This is a genomic window from Ornithinimicrobium cerasi, from assembly GCF_003702705.1.
Classification (GTDB): Bacteria; Actinomycetota; Actinomycetes; order Actinomycetales; family Dermatophilaceae; genus Ornithinicoccus; species Ornithinicoccus cerasi.
Genome location: NZ_QZMN01000011.1, coordinates 48,620 through 69,271 on the forward strand (window position 1 = coordinate 48,620; position 20,652 = coordinate 69,271).

At 73.1% G+C, this 20,652-nt stretch carries 23 protein-coding genes and 1 riboswitch; of the genes, 15 read left to right on the top strand and 8 right to left on the bottom strand.

What is annotated here, in order from left to right; all coding sequences use genetic code 11:
* The first annotated feature begins 41 nt into the window (after positions 1 to 41).
* The 8 genes from D4B81_RS13205 to D4B81_RS13240 all read left to right on the top strand — a co-directional run bounded on the left by D4B81_RS13205 (position 42) and on the right by D4B81_RS13240 (position 8,745).
* Positions 42 to 740 (top strand): DUF881 domain-containing protein, encoded by a 699-nt coding sequence (locus D4B81_RS13205; RefSeq protein WP_122263070.1) that lies wholly within the window; start codon positions 42 to 44, stop codon positions 738 to 740.
* 75 nt (positions 741 to 815) lie between these two features.
* Positions 816 to 1,205, top strand: a complete 390-nt coding sequence (gene gcvH, locus D4B81_RS13210) for a glycine cleavage system protein GcvH (protein ID WP_122263071.1) — start codon at positions 816 to 818, stop codon at positions 1,203 to 1,205.
* Between the two features lie 74 nt (positions 1,206 to 1,279).
* Positions 1,280 to 1,735, top strand: a complete 456-nt coding sequence (locus D4B81_RS13215; RefSeq protein ID WP_237565988.1) for an FHA domain-containing protein — start codon at positions 1,280 to 1,282, stop codon at positions 1,733 to 1,735.
* Complete coding sequence (gene ftsR / locus D4B81_RS13220; RefSeq protein WP_122263072.1) at positions 1,732 to 2,508, top strand: transcriptional regulator FtsR; 777 nt, start codon at positions 1,732 to 1,734, stop codon at positions 2,506 to 2,508. The genes D4B81_RS13215 and ftsR overlap by 4 nt, the downstream gene beginning before the upstream one ends.
* An 81-nt stretch (positions 2,509 to 2,589) precedes the next feature.
* Positions 2,590 to 3,081 (top strand): bifunctional nuclease family protein, encoded by a 492-nt coding sequence (locus D4B81_RS13225; RefSeq protein WP_419866244.1) that lies wholly within the window; start codon positions 2,590 to 2,592, stop codon positions 3,079 to 3,081.
* Positions 3,082 to 3,256: 175 nt separating this feature from the next.
* Positions 3,257 to 3,826, top strand: coding sequence for a MerR family transcriptional regulator (locus tag D4B81_RS13230; protein ID WP_272914070.1), 570 nt, complete (start codon positions 3,257 to 3,259; stop codon positions 3,824 to 3,826).
* 123 nt (positions 3,827 to 3,949) lie between these two features.
* Positions 3,950 to 4,045: riboswitch (glycine riboswitch) on the top strand.
* Between the two features lie 75 nt (positions 4,046 to 4,120).
* Positions 4,121 to 7,060: an aminomethyl-transferring glycine dehydrogenase gene (gcvP, locus tag D4B81_RS13235; RefSeq protein ID WP_122263074.1), complete on the top strand. Its 2,940-nt coding sequence runs from the start codon at positions 4,121 to 4,123 to the stop codon at positions 7,058 to 7,060.
* A 143-nt stretch (positions 7,061 to 7,203) separates the two neighbouring features.
* Positions 7,204 to 8,745, top strand: a complete 1,542-nt coding sequence (locus D4B81_RS13240; RefSeq protein WP_337189878.1) for a glutamate-cysteine ligase family protein — start codon at positions 7,204 to 7,206, stop codon at positions 8,743 to 8,745.
* On the opposite strand, the gene D4B81_RS13245 is transcribed toward D4B81_RS13240, so the two are convergent.
* Positions 8,717 to 9,358, bottom strand: a complete 642-nt coding sequence (locus D4B81_RS13245) for a histidine phosphatase family protein (protein WP_237565990.1) — start codon at positions 9,356 to 9,358, stop codon at positions 8,717 to 8,719. The two genes, D4B81_RS13240 and D4B81_RS13245, sit on opposite strands and share 29 nt — an antisense overlap.
* Positions 9,359 to 9,377: 19 nt before the next feature.
* Between D4B81_RS13245 and D4B81_RS13250 the strand changes: the two genes are divergently transcribed.
* The 5 genes from D4B81_RS13250 to D4B81_RS13270 are packed head-to-tail and all read left to right on the top strand — an operon-like array spanning position 9,378 to position 13,618.
* Positions 9,378 to 9,800, top strand: a complete 423-nt coding sequence (locus D4B81_RS13250) for an OsmC family protein (RefSeq protein ID WP_122263075.1) — start codon at positions 9,378 to 9,380, stop codon at positions 9,798 to 9,800.
* A gap of 2 nt (positions 9,801 to 9,802) precedes the next feature.
* On the top strand, positions 9,803 to 11,089 hold the full coding sequence (locus D4B81_RS13255; protein ID WP_237565991.1) for an APC family permease: 1,287 nt from the start codon (positions 9,803 to 9,805) through the stop codon (positions 11,087 to 11,089).
* Positions 11,090 to 11,137: 48 nt separating this feature from the next.
* Entirely contained in the window at positions 11,138 to 12,118 is a 981-nt protein-coding gene (locus D4B81_RS13260) for a GNAT family N-acetyltransferase (RefSeq protein WP_122263077.1), read from the top strand.
* A 50-nt stretch (positions 12,119 to 12,168) separates the two neighbouring features.
* Positions 12,169 to 12,969, top strand: a complete 801-nt coding sequence (locus tag D4B81_RS13265; RefSeq protein WP_122263078.1) for an alpha/beta fold hydrolase — start codon at positions 12,169 to 12,171, stop codon at positions 12,967 to 12,969.
* Between the two features lie 28 nt (positions 12,970 to 12,997).
* Positions 12,998 to 13,618 (top strand): L-threonylcarbamoyladenylate synthase, encoded by a 621-nt coding sequence (locus D4B81_RS13270; protein ID WP_122263079.1) that lies wholly within the window; start codon positions 12,998 to 13,000, stop codon positions 13,616 to 13,618.
* A gap of 24 nt (positions 13,619 to 13,642) precedes the next feature.
* On the opposite strand, the gene D4B81_RS13275 is transcribed toward D4B81_RS13270, so the two are convergent.
* From D4B81_RS13275 to D4B81_RS13295, 5 genes are all read right to left on the bottom strand, one after another.
* Positions 13,643 to 13,996, bottom strand: a complete 354-nt coding sequence (locus D4B81_RS13275) for a hypothetical protein (protein ID WP_122263080.1) — start codon at positions 13,994 to 13,996, stop codon at positions 13,643 to 13,645.
* Positions 13,997 to 14,080: 84 nt separating this feature from the next.
* A complete protein-coding gene (locus D4B81_RS13280) occupies positions 14,081 to 15,199 on the bottom strand; it encodes a methyltransferase domain-containing protein (protein WP_122263081.1) in 1,119 nt (372 codons plus the stop codon).
* An 18-nt stretch (positions 15,200 to 15,217) separates the two neighbouring features.
* On the bottom strand, positions 15,218 to 15,724 hold the full coding sequence (locus D4B81_RS13285; RefSeq protein WP_122263082.1) for a DoxX family protein: 507 nt from the start codon (positions 15,722 to 15,724) through the stop codon (positions 15,218 to 15,220).
* Positions 15,721 to 16,125, bottom strand: a complete 405-nt coding sequence (locus D4B81_RS13290) for an HIT family protein (RefSeq protein WP_122263083.1) — start codon at positions 16,123 to 16,125, stop codon at positions 15,721 to 15,723. Before D4B81_RS13290 ends, D4B81_RS13285 begins: the two co-directional genes overlap by 4 nt.
* A 94-nt stretch (positions 16,126 to 16,219) precedes the next feature.
* Entirely contained in the window at positions 16,220 to 16,648 is a 429-nt protein-coding gene (locus D4B81_RS13295; RefSeq protein ID WP_122263084.1) for a hypothetical protein, read from the bottom strand.
* 165 nt (positions 16,649 to 16,813) lie between these two features.
* Here D4B81_RS13295 and D4B81_RS13300 point away from each other — a divergent pair, with 165 nt between their 5' ends.
* Positions 16,814 to 18,382 (top strand): aspartate:alanine exchanger family transporter, encoded by a 1,569-nt coding sequence (locus D4B81_RS13300; RefSeq protein WP_122263085.1) that lies wholly within the window; start codon positions 16,814 to 16,816, stop codon positions 18,380 to 18,382.
* A gap of 36 nt (positions 18,383 to 18,418) precedes the next feature.
* Here D4B81_RS13300 and D4B81_RS13305 read toward each other — a convergent pair whose 3' ends face one another.
* Positions 18,419 to 18,805, bottom strand: coding sequence for a four-helix bundle copper-binding protein (locus D4B81_RS13305; RefSeq protein WP_122263086.1), 387 nt, complete (start codon positions 18,803 to 18,805; stop codon positions 18,419 to 18,421).
* 362 nt (positions 18,806 to 19,167) lie between these two features.
* Here D4B81_RS13305 and D4B81_RS13310 point away from each other — a divergent pair, with 362 nt between their 5' ends.
* Entirely contained in the window at positions 19,168 to 19,533 is a 366-nt protein-coding gene (locus D4B81_RS13310) for a single-stranded DNA-binding protein (RefSeq protein ID WP_122263087.1), read from the top strand.
* A gap of 17 nt (positions 19,534 to 19,550) precedes the next feature.
* Here D4B81_RS13310 and D4B81_RS13315 read toward each other — a convergent pair whose 3' ends face one another.
* Positions 19,551 to 20,615, bottom strand: a complete 1,065-nt coding sequence (locus D4B81_RS13315; RefSeq protein WP_122263088.1) for an acyltransferase — start codon at positions 20,613 to 20,615, stop codon at positions 19,551 to 19,553.
* Positions 20,616 to 20,652 lie beyond the last annotated feature (37 nt).

Below are 20,652 nucleotides of genomic sequence, written 5' to 3' on the forward strand. Positions count from 1 at the left end.
CCGGACCCACCCCGGAGGAGGCCCGCCGGCGGCTCTCCCGGATGAGCCAGCTGCGGTTCAACCGGGGGCAGGTCCTGGCCTCCGCGCTGACCGTCCTGCTCGGGGTGGCCCTCGTGGCCCAGGTGCGCAGCGCGGACGAGGCGGGGCTCGGCCAGCTGCGCCAGAGCGAGCTCGTCGCGCTCCTCGACGACGCGTCCACGCGGGTGGACGCGCTGCAGCGGGAGGTGGTGGAGCTGGAGGGGGACCGCGAGCAGCTCCAGGGCCAGCAGGGTGACGCGGCGGCCGCGGAGGCCGCCCGGCAGCGGCTCGAGTCCTACGAGATCCTCGCCGGGACGGTCCCCGTCGAGGGGCCGGGCATCGTCGTCTTCGTCAACGACCCGGGCGGGGTGGTCACCCAGACGATGCTCCTCGACGGGATCCAGGAGCTGCGCGACGCCGGCGCCGAGGCCATCCAGATCGGCACGACCCGGGTGATCGCCTCCAGCTTCGTGGGCACCGACCCGGACGGTCGGGTCAGCCTCGACGGGAACGCGCTGACGCAGCCGCTCCGGATCCTCGCGGTGGGTGAGCCCCACACCCTCTCCGGGGCCATGGCGATCCCCGGCGGCTTCACCGACAGCCTGCGCGGGGCCGGGGCGACGGTCGAGGTCACCGAGCAGGACACCCTGCTCATCGACGCCGTGCGCACCGTCGGCGAACCCCGCTACGCTCAGCCCGTGCCCGCCGCCGAGGAGCCGTGAGGACGGGCATAAGGTGAGGATCACCACCGCCCCGGCCGCAGCGCCGCGACCGGACGACACCACGCGAGGAGAGCGATGAGCACGCTGAACTACCCGGAGGACCTTCGCTACACCACCGATCATGAGTGGGTCCAGGACAAGGGTGAGGGTGTGGTGCGGATCGGGGTGACGTCCTACGCCGCGGACGCGCTGGGCGACATCGTCTACGTGTCCCTGCCCACGGTGGGCGAGTCGCACACCCCGGGGGACTCGGTCGGGGAGATCGAGTCGACGAAGTCCGTCAGCGACATCTACGCGCCGGTGGCCGGCGAGGTCGTCGCGGTCAACGACACCCTGGACTCGACGCCGGAGCTCATCAACAACGACTCCTACGGCGGCGGCTGGATGTACGAGATGCGCCTCGAGGACCCGACGGCGTTGGACGGGCTGATGGACTCCCAGGCCTACCAGGGCCAGCTCGACTGAGCCGCCCCATCACCGCCCTGCACTAGAGTGGAGGGCCCGCACCCGCCCGTTCCGACGACGAGGAAGGACCACCCGTGAGCGACCGCGACCGAGAGCACCACGACTTCGGCCACGACCCCGCTACCGCACGTCTCCAGCGGGGCGCCGAGCTGCCCTCGGCCGACTACAGCTTCGACGACGAGATGCCCCGGCTCTCGCCGGAGGACCAGCGGACCGTGGACGCCCTGCGCCCCGGCACCGCGCTGCTCATCGTCCAGCGCGGCCCGAACACGGGCGCCCGGTTCCTGCTCGACTCGGACGAGGTGACCTCCGGTCGGCACCCCCGCAGCGACATCTTCCTCGACGACGTGACGGTCTCCCGCCGCCACGCGGTGTTCGCCCGGTCAGGTGAGGGCTACGAGGTGCGGGACGTGGGTTCGCTCAACGGCACGTACGTCAACCGGCAGCGCATCGACGACGCCGTCCTGCACCCGGGTGACGAGGTGCAGATCGGCAAGTTCCGGCTCGTCTACTACCTCGGCCGGTCGTGACCTCTGCCGCACGGGCCGATCAGCACGGCTCGGACGGGATCTCCATCGGTGCCGTCCTCAAGGCGCTGGAGCCGGACTTCCCGGACCTGACGATCTCCAAGATCCGCTACCTGGAGACCGAGGGACTCGTCAGCCCCGAGCGCCGATCCTCCGGGTACCGCCTCTTCAGCGACTCCGACGTGGCGAGGCTGCGCTTCATCCTCACCGCGCAGCGGGAGCGGTTCTGGCCGCTGAAGGTGATCAAGGACGCGCTGGACCGCCTCGACCAGGGGCTCGACGTCCCGGGTCTGACCGCTCCGGTCGAGGACGGCGGACCTGAGTCCGCCCCGCGCGCCTCCCAGGCCCGCGCCACGGCTGAGGAGGAGGCCCGGGTCACTGACCTCAGCGCCGCCGCACTGCGTCGTCGCCGCGCCGTCCGCCTCTCACCGGCCGAGCTGCGCGAGCGGACCGGCCTCGACACGGCCGTCTACGGGCAGCTCAAGGCGTTCGGCCTGCTGCGGACCGACTCCTCCGGCCGGCACCACGCCGACGACGTCGACGTCGCGACGGCCGCCGCGGCGCTGTCCGGCTACGGCATGGAGGCACGCCACCTGCGCTCCTTCCGGATCGGTGCCGACCGTGAGATCAGCCTCGCCCGCCAGGTCCTGGAACCCCTGCGGCGGCGGCACGCCCGCGGCGCCGCCGGTCCCGACCCGGCCCAGGCAGAGGCGCAGCTGCTCTCCACCATGCTCGCCCTGCACGTCGCGCTGGTCCGCTCCGGTCTGGCCGACTGAGGCTCCGGGGCGACGGTCCCGACCCGGCGGAGGTACCGTGGACGGGTGATCGTCCTCGACGTCCTCGGTGTGCGGGTGGAGATGCCCACCAACAGTCCGATCGTCCTCCTGCGGGAGCGCGACGGTCAGCGTTACGTCCCCATCTGGATCGGAGCACCGGAGGCGACGGCGATCGCCTACGCGCAGCAGGGGGTCGAGCCTCCTCGCCCGCTCACCCACGACCTCATGGCCACGGTGATCACCTCGCTCGGCCGCACCCTCGAGACCGTGCACATCACCTCGGTGGAGGAGAACGTGTTCTACGCCGAGCTGCACTTCGACCAGGGCGTGGTCATCTCCTCCCGGCCCTCGGACGCGATCGCGCTGGCGCTGCGGACCGGCACCTCGATCCTGGCGCCGGAGAGCCTCCTCGAGGAGGTCGGCATCACCATGGCGGTCGAGGAGGAGGACGAGGTCGAGCGGTTCCGCGAGTTCCTGGACCAGGTCTCGGCCGAGGACTTCGAGGAGCCGGCCGAGCGCCAGGAAGGGTCGCACGACGAGGGGCCGCCCGAGGACGGGCCGCGGACGCCGTGAGGACCCCGCTCCCGGCCCAGACCCGCGTCCGGGAGTCCGGGCGTGCGGGCCCGGCGCGCCGGGCGACGGTCGTTGACCCGGCACCCTGCGCCGCCTACGGTTCAGAGGTGCGCACGACTCACTCGAGTCACACGAGGCACAGCAGTCACACGATCCACACAGGTGAGGAGAACCGGTGAACGCTGGCGCAGACGTCCCCGGCCCGCAGGTTCCGGCCCAGGGCGTGCTCTTCACCGAGGACCGACCCTCGATGGACGAGACGATCGGCTTCCGCGGTCCGACCGCGTGCGGCGCCGCCGGGGTCACCTACCGCCAGCTGGACTACTGGGCCCGGACCGGCCTGCTGCAGCCCTCGGTGCGCAACCCCAGCGGTTCGGGCACGCAGCGGCTCTACAGCTTCCGCGACATCCTCGTGCTGAAGATCATCAAGCGACTCCTCGACACCGGGGTCTCCCTCCAGCAGATCCGGGTGGCCGTCACGGCGCTGCGGGAGCGGGGGGTCCAGGACCTGGCCCGGATCACCCTGATGAGCGACGGGGCCAGCGTCTACGAGTGCACCAGCGACGACGAGGTCATCGACCTCGTCCGCGGTGGGCAGGGCGTGTTCGGCATCGCGGTCGGCAGCGTCTGGCGAGAGGTCGAGGGACAGCTCGCGGAGCTGCCCAGCGAGCGCGCGACCGACGACCCGGCGGAGCACCCCGCCGACGAGCTCTCGGCGCGCCGCCGCCAGCGCCGCACCTCCTGAGCGGCCCCGCGCCTCCGGCACGGACACCGGGCGTGGCCCGCCCCGGGCCGCTCCGCCGCAGTTCGCACGCGGCATACCCGCCCGCCCCTCCGTGCCGGCCCTGCTAGATTGAGGCGCAGCCGTCGATCCCGCGAGGGAGAGACCCCACCCTCCAGGTGGGGCGCCGAAGGGGCAAATCTCCCCGACAAGCTCTCAGGCGACAAGGATCTCGCGGGTCAGGCAACTCTGGAACGTCGGCGTGGCCGCCGAGGGACAGAGGGGGAGGGCCTGCCCCCTGTCCGTGAGGAATCCGCCATGAGCACCGACACCGCCCCCACCCCCGTCGCCGAGGCCGGCCACGTCGTGACCGACGACGCCGCCCCGCTCGACTCCACCACCCTGGCCGACTTCGTCGGCCGGCACATCGGCCCCCGGGACGCCGACGTGGAGCACATGCTCGGCGTCCTCGGGCACGACAGCCTCGAGTCACTCCTCGACGCCGCCGTGCCGACCGCGATCCGCACCCGGTCACCGCTCGGTCTCCCCGCCGCCCCCAGCGAGCAGGCGGTCATCGCCGAGCTGCGCGAGCTCGCGGCCCGCAACAGGGTGCTCACCTCGATGATCGGCCTGGGCTACTACGGCACCCAGACCCCGCCCGTCGTGCTGCGCAACATCCTGGAGAACCCGGCCTGGTACACCGCCTACACCCCCTACCAGCCGGAGATCTCCCAGGGCCGGCTGGAGGCCCTCATCAACTTCCAGACCATGGTGACCGACCTGACCGGGCTGGATGTCGCGGGCGCCTCGATGCTGGACGAGGGCACCGCCGCCGCCGAGGCGATGGCGCTGATGCGGCGCAGCAGCAAGGTCGCGCAGGACGCCGTGCTCCTGGTCGACGAGCACGTGCTCCCGCAGACGCTCGCCGTCGTCGGGGCACGGGCCCACGCGGTGGGCTGGGACGTCGTCACCGCCGACCTCACCGGCGTGGTCGACGAGGCGAGCCTTCGGTCGGCGGCCGGTGACCGTGACGTCTTCGGCGTGCTGGTCCAGTACCCCGGGGCGGACGGTCTGGTCCGCGACCTGACCCCCGTCGCCGACGCCGCGCACGCCGCGGGAGCCCTCGTCACGGCCGCAGCCGACCTGCTGGCGCTGACCCTGCTCACCTCGCCGGGCCGCTGCGGCGCGGACGTCGCCGTGGGAACCACCCAGCGGTTCGGGGTGCCCATGGGCTTCGGCGGACCGCACGCGGGCTACCTCGCGGTGCGCAACGGCCTCGAGCGGACGATGCCAGGACGTCTCGTCGGGGTGAGCGTGGACGCGGACGGGAACCCCGCCTACCGTCTGGCCCTCCAGACGCGCGAGCAGCACATCCGCCGCGAGAAGGCCACGAGCAACATCTGCACCGCCCAGGTGCTCCTCGCGGTGATGGCCTCGATGTATGCCGTCTGGCACGGCCCCGAGGGTCTGCGCCGCATCGCCCTGGAGACCCACGCGAAGGCCCGAGCCCTCGCCGACGCCCTCACCGCCGGCGGTCTCGAGCTGGCCGGCGATCACTACGTCGACACCCTCCGGGTGACCGTCCCCGGGCGGGCCGCCGACGTGCTGGCGGCGGCGCTCGACCGCGGCATCAACCTGTGGCAGGTCGACGGCGACACCGTCCAGCTGTCCGTGGACGAGCTGACCACGCTGGGCGACCTCCAGGCGGTCGCCGAGGCGTTCGGGGTCGACGTGCCCCCCTCGGTCCCGGTCGTCGACGCGCCCGCGTGGGGCGGACTGGCCCGCGGCGACGACGAGCCCTACCTGGCGCACGAGGTGTTCAACACCTACCGCAGCGAGACGGCGATGCTGCGCTACATCCGGACTCTCTCGGACAAGGACTACGCGCTCGACCGCGGCATGATCCCGCTCGGCTCGTGCACGATGAAGCTCAACGCCACCACCGAGATGGAGTCCGTGACCTGGACCGAGTTCGGCAGTCTGCACCCGTTCGCTCCGCTCGACCAGACCGAGGGCAGCCGCGAGCTGATCCGCCAGCTCTGCGAGATGCTCGTCGAGATCACCGGCTACGACGAGGTGAGCCTGCAGCCCAACGCCGGTGCGCAGGGCGAGTTCGCGGGGCTGCTCGCCATCCGCAAGTACCACCTCTCCAGCGGCGACGACCAGCGGACGGTCTGCCTCATCCCGTCCAGCGCGCACGGCACCAACGCGGCCAGCGCGGTGATGGCCGGCCTCAAGGTGGTCGTCGTCAGGAGCACCGCCGACGGTGGGATCGATCTGGACGACCTGCGCGCCAAGGTCGAGACCCACCGCGACGAGCTCGCCGCGATCATGGTCACCTACCCCTCCACGCACGGCGTCTACGAGGAGACGATCACCGAGCTGTGCGAGCTGGTCCACGAGGCCGGGGGACAGGTCTACGTCGACGGCGCCAACCTCAACGCGCTGCTGGGCATCGCCAAGCCGGGCGAGTTCGGCGGGGACGTCAGCCACCTGAACCTGCACAAGACGTTCACGATCCCGCACGGGGGCGGCGGCCCGGGCGTGGGACCGGTGGCGGTCCGCGAGCACCTCGCGCCCTTCCTGCCCAACCACCCCCTCGATGAGGAGGCGGGGCCGCAGAGCGGCCCCGGCCCCATCTCGGCCGCGCCCTACGGCTCCGCCGGCATCCTGCAGATCCCGTGGGCCTACATCCGCCTGACCGGCGGCGCCGGCCTGACCAGGTCGGGCCAGGTGGCGGTGCTCAGCGCCAACTACGTCGCGGCGCGCCTGCGGGACCACTACCCGGTGCTGTACACCGGCAAGAACGGCCTGGTCGCGCACGAGTGCATCCTGGACCTGCGACCGCTCACCAAGGAGACCGGCGTCACCGTCGACGACGTGGCCAAGCGGCTGGTCGACTACGGCTTCCACGCGCCGACGATGTCCTTCCCGGTGGCCGGCACCCTCATGGTCGAGCCGACCGAGTCGGAGGACCTGGGCGAGATCGACCGCTTCGTCGACGCGATGATCGCCATCCGTGCGGAGGCCGAGGCGGCCCGCGGCGCGGTGGAGGACAGCGTGCTGCGGCACGCGCCGCACACCGCGCTCTCGATCGCGGGGGAGTGGGACCACCCCTACGACCGGATGACCGCGGTCTTCCCCCGGGGCGTGGACCCGTCGCGCAAGTACTGGCCGCCGGTGCGACGCATCGACGGCGTCTACGGCGACCGCAACCTCATCTGCACCTGCCCGCCGCCGGAGGCGTTCGAGGACTGACGTCGTCGGGGTGCCGACCGGCCGGGCCCGGTGTCCCGACCCGGCCTCCCGACCCGGCCACGAGGGTCCGGCGTGCAGAAACGGCACGCCGGACCCTCGTCATACTCCGCCAAGTGTGTTTGGATCGGCCCATGGGTCAAGAGGTGAGTCAGAGCGACTTCAGCCGTGAGCAACGACTGGCGTTCCGGGCCAAGGTGGTGCAGGACCTCGACGTGTTCGAGCGGATGCTGGAGGGCAGCCGCTTCGACTTCACCCGACCGCAGATGGGTCTGGAGATCGAGCTCAACCTCGTCGACGAGTCCACCCTGGCACCGGCGCTCATCAACCGCGAGGTGCTCGCGGAGATGACCGACGAGGACTTCCAGACCGAGGTGGGTCGCTACAACATCGAGATGAACGTGCCGCCGCGGCCGATGGCCGGAGACCAGGCCGTCCGTCTGGAGCGCTGGCTGTCCCAGTCCCTGCGGCACGCCGGTGACGCCGCCCGCACGCGGCACGCACGGGTGGCCGCGATCGGCATCCTGCCGACCCTGCGCGCCGACCTGTTCGACCAGCCCTGGCTCTCGGACGGGGTGCGTTACACCGCCCTCAACGACTCGCTGCTGCGCGAGCGGGGGGAGGGCTTCGAGCTGGAGATCCAGGGGCCGACGGGTGAGCGGGTCGCCAGCTACCACGACACCATCGGGCCGCTGTCGGGGTGCACCTCGGTGCAGCTGCACCAGCAGGTGACGCCGCAGGACTTCCCGGTCTACTGGAACGCCGCCTCGAGCATCTCCAGCGTGCAGGTCGCCCTGGGCGCGAACAGCCCGTACCTCTTCGGCAAGCGGCTGTGGGCCGAGACCCGTATCCCGCTCTTCACCGCCATGACGGACACCCGCTCGGTGGAGCTCAAGCACCAGGGGGTGCGGCCGCGGGCCTACTTCGGGCGGGCCTGGATCACCTCCATCTTCGACCTGTTCGAGGAGAACGTGCGGTCCTTCCCGGCGCTGCTGCCGGAGATGTCCGAGGAGGACTCGCTGGCCATCCTGGAGTCCGGCAACGTGCCGTCCCTGGTCGACCTGAAGCTGCACAACGGCACGGTATGGCGCTGGAACCGGCCCATCTACGACATGAGCCAGGGGGTGCCCCACCTGCGCGTCGAGAACCGTGTGCTGCCCGCCGGACCCACGGTCGTGGACATGGTCGCCAACGCCTGCTTCTACTACGGCCTGCTGGAGTCGTTCACCACGAGCGGGCGGCCGATCTGGACGAAGATGACCTTCGACGACGCCGAGAGCAACTTCATGGACGCGTCCCGGCACGGCATCACCAGCGTCCAGGTGTGGCCCGGTCTGGGCAGGATCCCGGCCGTCGACCTGGTCGCCGACCACCTCCTGTCGGTCGCCGACGACGGCCTGGCCGCGCTCGGCCTGCGTCGTGAGGTGCGCAGCCACTTCCTCTCCGTCATCGAGGGCCGGTGCCGCACCCGGACCAACGGCGCCAGCTGGCAGGTCGCGACCACGGAGGCCTACGAGGCCGCGGGCTACAGCCGTGAGGACGCGCTGCGGGAGATGCTGCGGCACTACCTCGACCACTCCGAGGACAACCTGCCCGTGCACACCTGGCCGCTGCCGCAGGTGGAGCCGCTCACCACCGAGGACTCCCGCCCTTCCGAGCTCAGCGGCGCAGGTTCCACCCCTCGATGACCGGCGACTCGTGGTGGTGCCCCAGCACCGCCACCGAGCCGACCTCGAACGTCAGGTGCGCCCCGAACCGGGGCGCCTGGCGCAGGTAGACCGCGGCCAGGATGCGCAGGGCGTGGCCGTGGCCGACGAGGCACACGTCGCCCTCGAAGAGCATCGGCCACACCCGGTCCAGCACCCGGCTCGCCCGCGCCGAGACCTCCTCGACCGTCTCGCCCGGGGTGGCACCCGGGAGGGTGCCGTGCTCGAAGACGGTCCAGTGGTAGCCCAGCTCGGCCCGCACCTCCAGGGTGGATCGTCCCTCGTGGACGCCGTAGTCCCACTCCACGAGGTCCTCGTCGACGACGTCGACGGCCAGCCCGGCCAGGGCGGCGGTCCGCCGGGCACGGGCCAGCGGCGAGCAGCGCACGTGCACGAACGTCATCGCGCCCAGCATCCCCCGCAGGTCGCGTGCCGCCGCCTCCCCCTCGGGCAGGAGCGGCAGGTCGGTCAGGCCCGTGTGCTGACCGGTCCGCGACCATGCGGTCTCCCCGTGGCGGACCAGCACGAGGCGGCCGCGGGGCACGGCCGGCCCGGCAGGCAGACCGGCGCGCTGGGTGGAGGGGGAGTCGGTCACGACTGGCACACTACGGGCCATGACTGCTGACGCGCTGCGCTCCGTGTCCCTCACCCGTACCGGCCCGGCCACCTTCGAGGCGGTCAACGAGCGCGGCGGGCGGCTGACGATGTCCTCGGCCGGCACCGAGGACTTCACCCCCGTCGAGCTGCTGCTGGCGGCGGTCGCGGGGTGCTCCGGCGTCGACGTCGACGCACTGACCTCCCGGCTGGCCGAGCCGACGACGTTCCGGGTCAGCGCGGAGGCGGAGAAGCTGCGGGACGCGGACGGCAACCACCTGGGCCCGCTCACCGTCACCGTCGAGGTCACCTTCCCTGACGGGGAGGCCGGCGACGCGGCCCGGCACCGGCTGCCGGACGCCGTGGCCCGCTCCCGCGACCGGCTCTGCACGGTCTCCCGGACCGTGCAGCTCCCCACCCCGGTCGACTACCGGCTCGCCTGAGCGTGGCGCCGGGAGGGCTGCGCCGCACCCTCGGGCTCTCCGACGCGGTGACGGTCGGCCTCGGGGCCATGGTCGGCGCGGGGGTCTTCGCCGTGTGGGCCCCGGCGGTGCGGGCGGCGGGTGGGCTGGTCCTGCCGGCGCTGGCGCTGGCCGCCCTCGTGGCGGTCTGCAACGCGCTCTCCTCCGCGGCCCTGGCAGCCCGGCACCCGTCCGCGGGAGGGACCTACGTCTACGGTCGGGAGCGGCTCGGCCCGTTCTGGGGCTACCTCGCCGGCTGGTGCTTCGTCGTGGGCAAGACGGCCTCCTGCGCGGCGATGGCGATGACCCTCGGCAGCTACCTCGTCCCCGGCAGCGCCCGCCCCGCGGCGGTCGTGGCGGTCCTGGCGGTGACCGCGCTCAACCTCCTGGGTGTGCACCGCTCGGTGCGGGCCTCCCGGGTGATCGTGTCGGTGGTCGGCGCGGCACTGCTCGGGGTGGCGGTCGCCGCGCTGGTCCCCCGGGACGGGCGGACGCCCTGGGACGCCGCCCTGGTGCTCGGGGGCGGACCCGGGGAACCGGTCGGCACCGTGCTCGGCACCGGCGGGGTCGTCCTGGGGGTGCTCCAGGCGGCGGGTCTGCTCTTCTTCGCGTTCGCGGGGTACGCCCGGATCGCCACCCTCGGCGAGGAGATCGAGGACCCGGAACGGGTCATCCCGCGGGCCGTCGTCATCGCGCTCTCGGTCGTGCTCGGGCTCTACCTCCTCGTGGGCCTCGTCGTCCTGGGTGTCCTCGGAGCGGACGGAACGGCCGCCTCGTCGGCACCCGTCGCCGACGTGGCCGCCCTGGTGTGGGGGGCGGACCTGGCCTGGGTGGTGCGGGTGCTGGCCGGCGTCGCCGCGCTGGGCGCGCTCCTCAACCTCCTGCTCGGCATCTCCCGCACCAGCCTGGCGATGGCCCGCGACGGCCACCTCCCGCGCGCGCTCGCCACCGTGTCCGGGTCCTCCGCCGTCCCCCGCGCCGCCGAGCTGACGGTGGGGGTCGTGGTGCTCGTCGTCGTCCTCGTGGCGGACCTGCGCGGCGCCATCGGCTTCTCCAGCTTCGGCGTGCTGCTCTACTACGCCGTCGCCAACGCCGCGGCCCTCACCCTGCGCCGGGAGTGGGCGCCGGGCGGCGTCGTGCCCGTCGTGGGGCTGACCGGCTGCCTCGTGCTCGCGGCGACGCTGCCCACCCCCTCGGTCCTGGGCGGCACCCTGCTCGTGGGTGCCGGCGCCGTGGGGTATGCCGTGCGCGCCCGGCTCGGACGGGTCTGACCGGCAAAACGGCTCGCGCACGCCGCGGCGCTGCAGCACACTGCTCGCATGGAACAGCACACCGCACCGGCCGGCACGGGCACGGCCTACCTCTGGGCGCCGATCGCGACCGACCAGGTCGCCGCGTGGGCCGACCTGACCAACCACCTCGCCGCGGTCGACGGGACCGAGGAGTACTACCGCGAGGAGGACCTGCTCGAGGAGCTGGGCCACGACGGGGTCGACCCCGCGCGGGACACCCTGGCGGTGTGGGACGGGAGCCAGATGGTCGGCTTCGTGCAGGTCAGCGTCCCGCCCACCCCCGACAACGAGGGACACGGTCGCGGCTACCTCTCCGGAGGCGTCCGGGAGAGCCACCGGGGCCGGGGCCTGGGACGCGAGCTGCTCGACCTGATGGAGCCACGGGTGGCCGAGCTGGTGGCCGAGCGCCACCCGGGGCTGCCGGGCTGGGTGCGCGCCGACGGCGGCCTGCAGGGATCCTCCGCCTCGGCCCTGCTCGCACGCCGCGGCTACCGCCCGGTCCGCTACTACAACCTGCTGACCCGACCGCTGGACCGGGGTGCCGAGGTGCCGCAGGCGGACGGTGTCGAGCTGGTCTCGCCCGGCGACGTCCACGAGGAGGCGACGCGGATCGCGCACAACGACGCCTTCCGCGACCACTGGGGCTCCGGCCCGCAGACGGCCGAGGTGTGGCACGAGAACTGGACCGGCCGGTCGGTGCGGGCGGACATGTCCTCGCTCGCGCTGTCCGACGAGGGGGACGTGCTCGCCTACGTGCTGTGCAGCGAGTGGGTCGACCGCGAGCTGTTCGTCAACCTCGTGGGGACGGTGCGCGAGGCCCGGGGTCGTGGGCTGGCCCAGGCGGCGCTGCTGCGGACCATCGCGCTGGGCGCCGGCTCCGGCGCCTACGACCGGATCGAGCTCGTGGTCGACTCCGAGAACCCCAACGGGGCGACCCGTCTCTACGAGAAGGTGGGTTTCACCCACAAGCTGCAGCTCGTGGCGATGCAGCGGGACCTGCCGTCCTGACGGCATGACGCGGGCGTCGGCTCCGTGCCGTCCCCCCGTAGGCTCCTGCCGTGAGCGAGGACGGACTGCACAGCACCCTGGTGGGCGAGCAGGGCCCGGTGGTGGTCTTCCTGCACGGTCTCTTCGGGCGGGGTCGCAACTTCGGCACCGCGGCCAGGGCGCTCCAGCCGGACGCCCGTGCCCTGCTCGTGGACCTGCCGAACCACGGCCGGTCGGCGTGGACCGAGCGGGTCGACTACGGCGAGATGGCGGCCGCCGTGGCCCGGCACCTGCGGGCTGGCGTGGCAGCCGAGGGGCCGGTGCACGTGGTGGGGCACTCGATGGGTGGCAAGACGGCGATGACGCTCGCCCTCGACCACCCCGAGCTCGTCGACCGTCTCGTGGTGGAGGACGTCAGCCCCGGCGGGACCGGCGAGGTCGGCGAGTTCGAGCACCTGCTGGGGGCGCTCTCCCGCCTCGACCTGTCCCAGGTGGGCAGCCTCGGGGACGCGGACCGGCTGCTCGCGGTTGAGGTCCCCCAGCCCACGCTGCGCGGGTTCCTCCTGCAGAACCTGCGCCCCGACCGGGCGGGCGACCTGGCCTGGCAGCCGAACCTCGACCTGCTCCTGCGTGACCTGGCGACCATCACGGGCGACATCCCGCACGTCGGCGGCGACTCCTCCTTCGACGGACCGGTGCTCTGGGTCGCCGGCGCCGAGTCCGACTACGTGAGCGACGAGCAGGAGCCGCTCATGCGGCGGCTCTTCCCGCAGACCCGGAGGGTGACGGTCAAGGGCGCGACGCACTGGGTGCACTCCCAGAAGCCGGAGGTCTTCGCCCAGGTGCTGCGTCGCTTCCTGCTGGCCCCCTGAGCCGCCGGCCGGTCGCTACAGTGACGCCATGGCGCGCTTCGTCGACATCCACCCGGTGGACCCCCAGCCGAGGCTCGTCGAGCAGGTCGCTACGGTGCTGCGCGAGGGTGGGCTGGCGGCGTTCCCGACGGACGCGTGCTACACGCTCGGCGCCCGGCTGGGTGACCCGGACGCCAAGAGGCGCATCATCGAGATCCGGGCCCTCGACGACCACCACCACTTCACCCTCATGTGCGCCGACTTCGCCCAGCTGGGCCAGCTCGTGCAGCTCGACAACGCGGTCTTCCGCGCCGTCAAGGCAGCCACCCCCGGTCGCTACACCTTCATCCTGCCGGCCACCCGTGAGGTGCCGCGACGGGTGCTGCACCCGCGCAAGAAGACCGTCGGCGTCCGTATCCCCGACGACCGGGTCTGCCAGGCGCTGCTGGAGGCGATGGGGGAGCCGCTGCTCACGAGCACCCTCCTGCTGCCCGGCGACGAGGAGCCGCTGAGCTTCGGCTGGGAGGTCAAGGAGCGGCTGGACCACGTCGTCGACGTGGTCGTCGACGGTGACCAGTCCGGTCAGGAGCCGACCACGGTCGTGGACCTGTCCGAGGGGTACGCCGAGGTCGTCCGGGTCGGTTCGGGCGACCCGGCGCCGTTCCTCTGAGGGCAGGCCGGGTCGCGACGGGTCTCAGCCCCGGGGCTCCGCCTCCGCGGTCCACTCCAGCTCGACGTGGTCGACGCCGAAGTCAGTGACGGCCTGCTCGGTGATGACCTGCTCGATGTGCTCGCGGCGCTCCACGGTCGGGGCCTTGATGTGGAAGCGCAGCCCCTCCTCGACCCCCTCACCCGCATTCACCCGGATCCGGACCGACCCGCCCTCACGGAACGGGATCGTGTAGCCGTCCTCCCAGCGCAGCGAGCCTCGCTGCAGCTTGGACTCCTTGATGAAGTGCTCGAGGCGCTCCTGGGGCCGGTCCATGGGCAGGAACGTCGTGCTGCGCTCGCTGGGCAGGTCGGGCACGGCGTCGAACGTGTTGGGCATCTGCGGACCACCTTGTCGTCGTCAGGACGAGGACGCTCGTCCACAGCCATTCAAGCAGGGCCGTCCCCCGGTCCCGGGCGCGGGTCAGACCCGACGCAGCCGGACCATCACCTCGCAGTGGTCCGTCTGCGGGAACATGTCGAAGAGGCGCGCCCGCTCGACGCGCAGCGAGGGCATCCGCCGCAGGTCGGCGGCGAGCGAGGCCGGGGAGCAGCTGGAGTAGACCAGGTGCTCGACGGCGCTCGCCTCGAGCCGGTCCGCGAGGGGCCCGACGCCCCGTCGGGGCGGGTTGACCACGACCAGGTCGGGAGCGGGCCGGTCACGCAGGTATGCCGTCGCGTCGCCGACCTCGAACGTCGCCGCCGCGCCCAGCTCCCGGGCGGAGGTCCTCGCGCTGAGCACCGCCTCGGGGGACACCTCGATCCCCACCACCTGCCGCCCGGGCCCCGCGAGGTGCAGGGCGAACCCGCCCACGCCGCAGTAGAGGTCGAGGACGGTGGACGGTCGGATCTCCTCCGCCCAGTCGCGGGCCTGCCGGTAGAGGGCGGCGGCCACCGCGGTGCTGGTCTGGAAGAAGCTGCGGGTGCGCAGGTGCAGGCGGATGCCGTTGACGCGCATGGGCAGCGTGTCGGCCTCGGTGAGCACGATCTCCTCGGGTCCCTCGAGCACCGCCTTGTGCTCCGGCTGCACGTTGACGCTGACGACCCGGGTGCCGGGCACGGCGGCGTGCAGCGCGGGCACGAGCTCGCGGACCCGCGGGAGCTGGCCGGGGGAGCGCAGGACGAAGCGCGCCATCAGCTCGGCGTCCGGGGACCAGGTGAGGAGGACGTGCTTGAGCTCACCCTGCCGGGCGGGCACGTCGTAGGGGGTCAGGCCGCAGGCTGCGACCAGGCCGGCGACGACGGGCACCGCCTGCGCCAGCCCGGGCTCGTGCAGGCCGCAGTGCCGAAGGTCCACCCCCCGGCCCAGCGGGTCCAGGATCCCCAGCGTCGGCGCGCCCCGCCGTCCTCCGACCGCGAGCTTGGCCCTGTTGCGGAAGCCGGACTCGGCGTTCGCCTGCGGCGGCAGCCAGGCCGAGGGCGGGACGGCGGGGCCGAGCAGGGCGCGGACCCGGGCACTCTTCGCGGCGAGCTGAGCGGCATACCCGGTCCCCATGAGGGTGCAGGAGCGGCACGCCCCGGCGTCGAAGTAGTCGCACTGCACGGGGAGAGCCTAGGCCGGTCAGGGACGACCGTCCGTCCGCATCGAGTCCAGGGACCAGCGACCTGCCCCCGTGAAGGTGAGCGGGAGGGTGAGACCGACGAGCAGCAGGGCGTTCTCGCCCGTGAGCCCGCCGGTGGGGGTGAGGAGGGTGTAGTCGAACCGGGTCACCACCGCCAGCGCCCAGATGCCCGCCATCAGCGCGGCGGCGAGGAAGGCGGCCGGTCGCGTGAACAGACCAACGGCGAGCAGGACGGGCAGTCCCACCTGTCCGAGGGCCACCAGCCAGGCGACCAGCTCCGGGGCGACCGCCCCCACGACGTTGTCCGCCACGCTCCGGGTGAACGCGGACATGTCGAGGAGCTTGTGCACCCCGTGCGGGACGAGCAGCAGCGTGGCCAGGCGGAGCACGAGCAGGCCGAAGTCGAGCCCGCGGCTGTGTGCCTCGGGGCGGTCCAGACGCTCGTCCTCGTCCCAGTCGTACATCTCCCGGTGGTAGTCCTCCGGGTGCGGTGGCTGACCGCTCATCCGGCCACCGGGCCCAGCGCGGCGCGCAGCGCCTCGGCGTCGGCCGCCAGCTCCTCGGGGGAGCGTCGTGAGCGGGCCGCGAGGTCGAAGTCCCCGGGCCCCCGGGCGGCGAAGACGTGGACGTGGGCGTGCGGCACCTCGAACCCCTGGACGATGAGGCCGACCCGCTCGCCGCCGAAGGCCTCCAGCTGGGCGCGCCCGAGACGGGCGGCCACGTCGAGCAGGTGGGACACCGTGGCGGTGTCCAGGTCGATCCAGTGGTCGACCTCCGCACGGGGGACGACGAGGGCGTGGCCCGGCGTCAGGGGCTCCAGGTCGAGGAACGCGGCGCAGACGTCGTCGGACCAGACGACCTGCCCGGGGATCTGCCCGTCGATGATCTTGCTGAAGAGGGTCGCCATACCGGACAGGGTAGGTGGCGGGGGAGCGGACGCGGTGCGGCCCCGCCGGCCGGGTGCCGACGGGGCCGCGTCCGTGACGCACGGTGGAGACGCGTCAGAGGCCGCAGTCGACGGTGCTGGCGGCGGCGATGTAGGTCTCGATCATCTGGAACGGCAGTCCTGAGCCGGCCTCGAAGTACTCCAGACCCTTGCCGTTCGCACCGTTCGGGTTCATCCGACCCTCGCCCTTGGGGTCGCCGATCGTCATCTTGCCGAAGATCTTGATGCCCACGGGCAGCTCGGCGTCCCGGAGCGCCGCGTAGCCGGCGTCGCGCGCCTCGTCGCAGTCCGTGGTGAAACCGCCGATGTCGGCGGCCCCGAGCTCGGCGGTCGCCACGAACCAGTTGGGCGAGCTCGGACCGTTCAGGCTGTACATCGGCACGAAGCAGTGGTGGGCCAGCGCGGGGCCGGCACCGAGGGCGACGGCGGCGACGGCGGCCGTCCCGGCGACGAGGCCGCGACGGACGAGCGTGGAGCGGGACATGGGTTCCTCCTGCGTGAAGTGTCGGGGCCCGGGCGGGCATCCCTGCGTACAGACACTCAACCGTCTGCGCAGATACCTGTCGTCACCTCGCGAGGCTTCCGCGTCATCCTCGAGGATGATCGTGGCCCACCTCCGGGCCCGGTGACGGGTGGGACCATGTGTCCCATGCTCGACGTGCTGGCGGCCACGCCCCTGCTGACGATCATGGTCGTCCTCGCGCTCGGCACGGTCGTGGGGATGATCCCCTTCGGCCCGGTGCGTTTCGGGCCCGCCGGCGCGCTCTTCGTCGGCCTCGGGGTCGGCGCGCTCGACCCGAGGCTGGGGGAGGGGCTCGGCCTGGTGCAGACGCTGGGGCTGGGGCTGTTCGTCTACACCGTCGGGATCGCCGCGGGGAGCGGGTTCTTCCGCGACCTGCGTCGGCAGCTACCGCTCATGGTCGGGGCGGTCGCCGTGCTCGGCCTGCTCGCCGCGCTGACGCGGGGGCTGGCGGGGGTCCTCGGGCTCACGCCCGAGCTGGCGTCCGGCGCGTTCGCCGGCGCGCTCACCTCGACGCCCGCGCTCGCCGCGGCGGTGTCGCGTGCCGGCAACCAGGAGCCCGCCGTCGGCTACGCCATCTCCTACCCTGTCGGCGTCGTCGTGACCATCCTCGTGGTGGCGGTCGTGCTCGGCCGGTCCTGGCCGGCCCCGCGCGACAGGCCGCCGGCTGCTGGGGTGGGTCTCGTGGACATCAGCGTCGAGGTCCTCCGCCCGGGGCCGCTCGCCGACGTGCCCGGGTTCCGGGACGGGACCGTGCGCTTCTCCTACCTGCGTCGGGACGGCCGTACCCGCGTGGCGGGCGAGGACGAGCAGCTGCGGCTGGGGGACCGGGTCGTCGTCATCGGGCCGAGGGAGCCGGTGCGGGTCGCGACGGAACACCTGGGCCGACGGGTCGACCAGCACCTGGCGCACGACCGCAGCGAGGTCGACTACCGCCGCTTCGTCGTCTCCAGCCGCGACGTGGCCGGTCGGACGGTGGGGGAGCTCGACCTCCCGGGCCGGTTCCAGGGCGTCGTCACCCGCGTGCGCCGCGGGGACCTCGACCTGCTGGCGCACGAGGACCTGCCGCTCGAGCTCGGTGACCGGGTCCGCGTCGTCGTCCCCCGCGGCCGGATGGGAGAGGTCTCGGCGTTCCTCGGCGACTCCGAGCGGCGGATCAGCGAGGTCGACGCGTTCTCGCTCGCGGTCGGCCTGGCGCTCGGGCTGCTCCTCGGACTGGTGACCGTCCCGCTTCCGGGCGGACTCACCCTCGCGCTGGGCTCGGCGGCCGGACCGCTGGTCGTCGGTATGGTGCTGGGCCGGCTCGAGCGCACCGGCCCGCTGGTCTGGGGGCTGCCGGGGCCCGCCAACCTGACCATCCGGCAGCTGGGGCTGCTGCTCTTCCTCGGGGCGACCGGGCTGACGGCTGGCCAGGCCTTCGCGTCGTCGGTGTTCTCGCTCGTGGGCCTGCGGACGGCTGTGCTCGCCGCGGTGGTCGTCGGCGTGGGGGCGGTGCTGCTCGTCGGGGTCGGCCGGGTGGTGGGCATCAGCCCCGCCAGGACCGCAGGGGGCCTGTCGGGGTTCGTGGGGCAGCCCGCGATCCTCGCCTTCGCGAACGGTCGGGTGGTGGACGAACGGCTGGACGCCGGCTATGCCGCGCTCTTCGCCCTGGGCATCATCGTCAAGATCGTCGCGGTCCAGGTGATCGGCTCACCGTAGGCGTGGCGCGCTGCGCGGCGGGCCGACCCCGGTCTCTCAGTCGGCGGCGTCGAGGAGCGCCTGACAGGCGTCCGCGCAGGCCGTGCAGTCCCGGGCGCACATCTGGCAGTGGTCGTGGTCGTGCTGCTCGCACTCGGCGGCGCACTCCCGGCACACGGCGATGCAGGCCTCGACGATCGCGCGCCACGAGTCCCCGTTGGGACCGGGCCGGGACAGGACCTCGGCGGTCGTGCGGCAGATGGCGGCGCACTGGGTGTCGAGGTCGATGCAGCGGACCATGTGCTCGACGTGCTCGCCGTGCAGGCAGGCGTCGGCGCAGGTGGCGCAGGTGGAGGCGCAGCGGCTGGCCGCGTCGATGGCGGCACGGAGCTGGGGGAGGTCGAAGGTGTCCTTGTCCGGGTGGGTGCTGAGGATGTCGTCCATGTCCCCGACCGTAGGGCTGCAGCGACCGGGCCGCATCCCGGGCGTGGGTCGGCGCGGTCGGTCGTTCCACCTGACCATCATGGCTATCGAGCACCGCGCGGACGCCGACCGACGATAGGCCCGAGACCTGCACGGGATACTTGCTCAAGGGGGGCGCTCGTCCAGGGTGGCGCCGTCCCGAGATCAGACGATACTTTACATAATGTGACTTATCGGCGTTGTGTCGACTGCCCGGGCGCCGCCTGTCTAGGACGTGCCGTAGACGCGTGGGGCTGTCCACACCCCCGGCGCGCGCGGGGCGACCGTCCACAGATGCGCGGGGGAACAGCCCGAAGCGCTCGTCACCCCGGCAGGCTTCGACGATGGCGAAGAGAACGGCGGCACCGGCCAACGAGGTGCACCTGGTGGGGCGGGTCAGCGGGGAACCGTCGTGCCGGGAGCTGCCCAGCGGTGACGAGCTGGTCCAGCTGCGGCTCGTCGTGCCACGCCCCCCGCGCAGGGGCGACTCGGGGCGGACGCAGGTCGACACCCTGGACGTGGCCTGCTGGTCCGCCCGGACCCGCAGGACCGCCGTGGGCCTGGCACCGGGGCAGGGGGTCGAGGTGACCGGTGCGCTGCGACGGCGGTTCTTCGCGGCCCAGGGTGCCCGGGCGTCCCGCTACGAGGTGGAGGCGACGCTGCTCCGGCGGGTCGAGCTGGAGGGCCCTGGCCAGCCGCCCCCGCCGTGAGTCCTGTGCTGCGGCCCTCACAGCACCTGCCGGACGACGGGCACCCGGCGCAGCACCAGCACCAGCGCCGTGGTCACCACGCTGACCACCGCGAAGCGGACGAGCAGCACCGGCCACGTCGACACCGGTTCCCCCAGCCACCCGGTGTCGATGCCGACCAGCAGCACGAGGTAGTGCATGGCGAAGATCCCCATGCTGGCTCCCGCCACCGCATCCACGGCGCGGAGCAGACTCGGACGGGTGAGCGCCCGCAGGGCCCCGTCCGGCCGCAGGAGCGTCTGGGCGAGCAGCAGCACCAGCACCGACAGCACCGCGACCGTGAGGCTGTAGTAGTGCGCGCCGGACCACTGCTCCAGCCAGCCGGGCGCGTCCTCGTTGCGCCACTGCCACGTCAGCAGCGCCGACAGACCGACCGCGAGCCCCAGCGCGGGGACGACCGACCGGCGGGGAAGGGTCACGCCGCGCAGCGCCCACCCCATGAGGTACGCGCCGAGGTAGGGAAGCCACCACGACCACGCGGCGTGGCTCAGACCGACCCGTGCCCCGTCGGACCCCAGCGGCCACGTCGACAGCACCGGCACGGCATACGCGGCGAGGGCGGCCACCACCCACTCCCGGCGGCCAGACCGCGCGACCCACGGCACGAGCAACGGCGTCAGCAGCGACAGCCCCAGCACGATCCAGAAGAAGTACAGGTGCGGGGCCACCTGCCCCTGCACGACCCGGGCGAGGACGGGCCCCAGGCCCTGCCACCAGCCCTCGCGCGTCAGCGACAGGTAGGCCACGTAGACGACGTGCCAGACGACCAGTCCGGGCACGAGGCGCCAGGCACGGCGGCGCAGGTAGGCGCCGCTCCCCCGGTACCGCTCAGGGTCGAGCGACAGCGCGCCCGAGAGCATCACGAAGACCGGCACCGCCCACAGGAACGGCAGGTCCAGCGCCCTGGCCACCCAGCCGTCCACGGTCGTCGTCGAGCCCGGGCCGGACGCGGTGGCACCCACCGTGTGGATCATCACCACGCCGAGCACCGCGACCACCCTCAGCCAGCTCACCCACGCGAGCGGTCCGGGAGGTGCGGTCATGGGCGCAACTGTCGCACGCGGGCCCTAGCCTGGAGGG

What these genes read in the sequence shown, in the direction of transcription:
- D4B81_RS13205 (WP_122263070.1), top strand. Translation starts at nt 42, where the DNA reads ATGAGCCAGCTGCGGTTCAACCGGGGGCAGGTCCTGGCCTCCGCGCTG.
- gcvH (WP_122263071.1), top strand. Translation starts at nt 816, where the DNA reads ATGAGCACGCTGAACTACCCGGAGGACCTTCGCTACACCACCGATCAT.
- D4B81_RS13225 (WP_419866244.1), top strand. Translation starts at nt 2,590, where the DNA reads ATGCCCACCAACAGTCCGATCGTCCTCCTGCGGGAGCGCGACGGTCAG.
- gcvP (WP_122263074.1), top strand. Translation starts at nt 4,121, where the DNA reads ATGAGCACCGACACCGCCCCCACCCCCGTCGCCGAGGCCGGCCACGTC.
- D4B81_RS13250 (WP_122263075.1), top strand. Translation starts at nt 9,378, where the DNA reads ATGACTGCTGACGCGCTGCGCTCCGTGTCCCTCACCCGTACCGGCCCG.
- D4B81_RS13260 (WP_122263077.1), top strand. Translation starts at nt 11,138, where the DNA reads ATGGAACAGCACACCGCACCGGCCGGCACGGGCACGGCCTACCTCTGG.
- D4B81_RS13270 (WP_122263079.1), top strand. Translation starts at nt 12,998, where the DNA reads ATGGCGCGCTTCGTCGACATCCACCCGGTGGACCCCCAGCCGAGGCTC.
- D4B81_RS13275 (WP_122263080.1), bottom strand. Translation starts at nt 13,996, where the DNA reads ATGCCCAACACGTTCGACGCCGTGCCCGACCTGCCCAGCGAGCGCAGC.
- D4B81_RS13285 (WP_122263082.1), bottom strand. Translation starts at nt 15,724, where the DNA reads ATGAGCGGTCAGCCACCGCACCCGGAGGACTACCACCGGGAGATGTAC.
- D4B81_RS13290 (WP_122263083.1), bottom strand. Translation starts at nt 16,125, where the DNA reads ATGGCGACCCTCTTCAGCAAGATCATCGACGGGCAGATCCCCGGGCAG.
- D4B81_RS13295 (WP_122263084.1), bottom strand. Translation starts at nt 16,648, where the DNA reads ATGTCCCGCTCCACGCTCGTCCGTCGCGGCCTCGTCGCCGGGACGGCC.
- D4B81_RS13300 (WP_122263085.1), top strand. Translation starts at nt 16,814, where the DNA reads ATGCTCGACGTGCTGGCGGCCACGCCCCTGCTGACGATCATGGTCGTC.
- D4B81_RS13305 (WP_122263086.1), bottom strand. Translation starts at nt 18,805, where the DNA reads ATGGACGACATCCTCAGCACCCACCCGGACAAGGACACCTTCGACCTC.
- D4B81_RS13310 (WP_122263087.1), top strand. Translation starts at nt 19,168, where the DNA reads ATGGCGAAGAGAACGGCGGCACCGGCCAACGAGGTGCACCTGGTGGGG.
- D4B81_RS13315 (WP_122263088.1), bottom strand. Translation starts at nt 20,615, where the DNA reads ATGACCGCACCTCCCGGACCGCTCGCGTGGGTGAGCTGGCTGAGGGTG.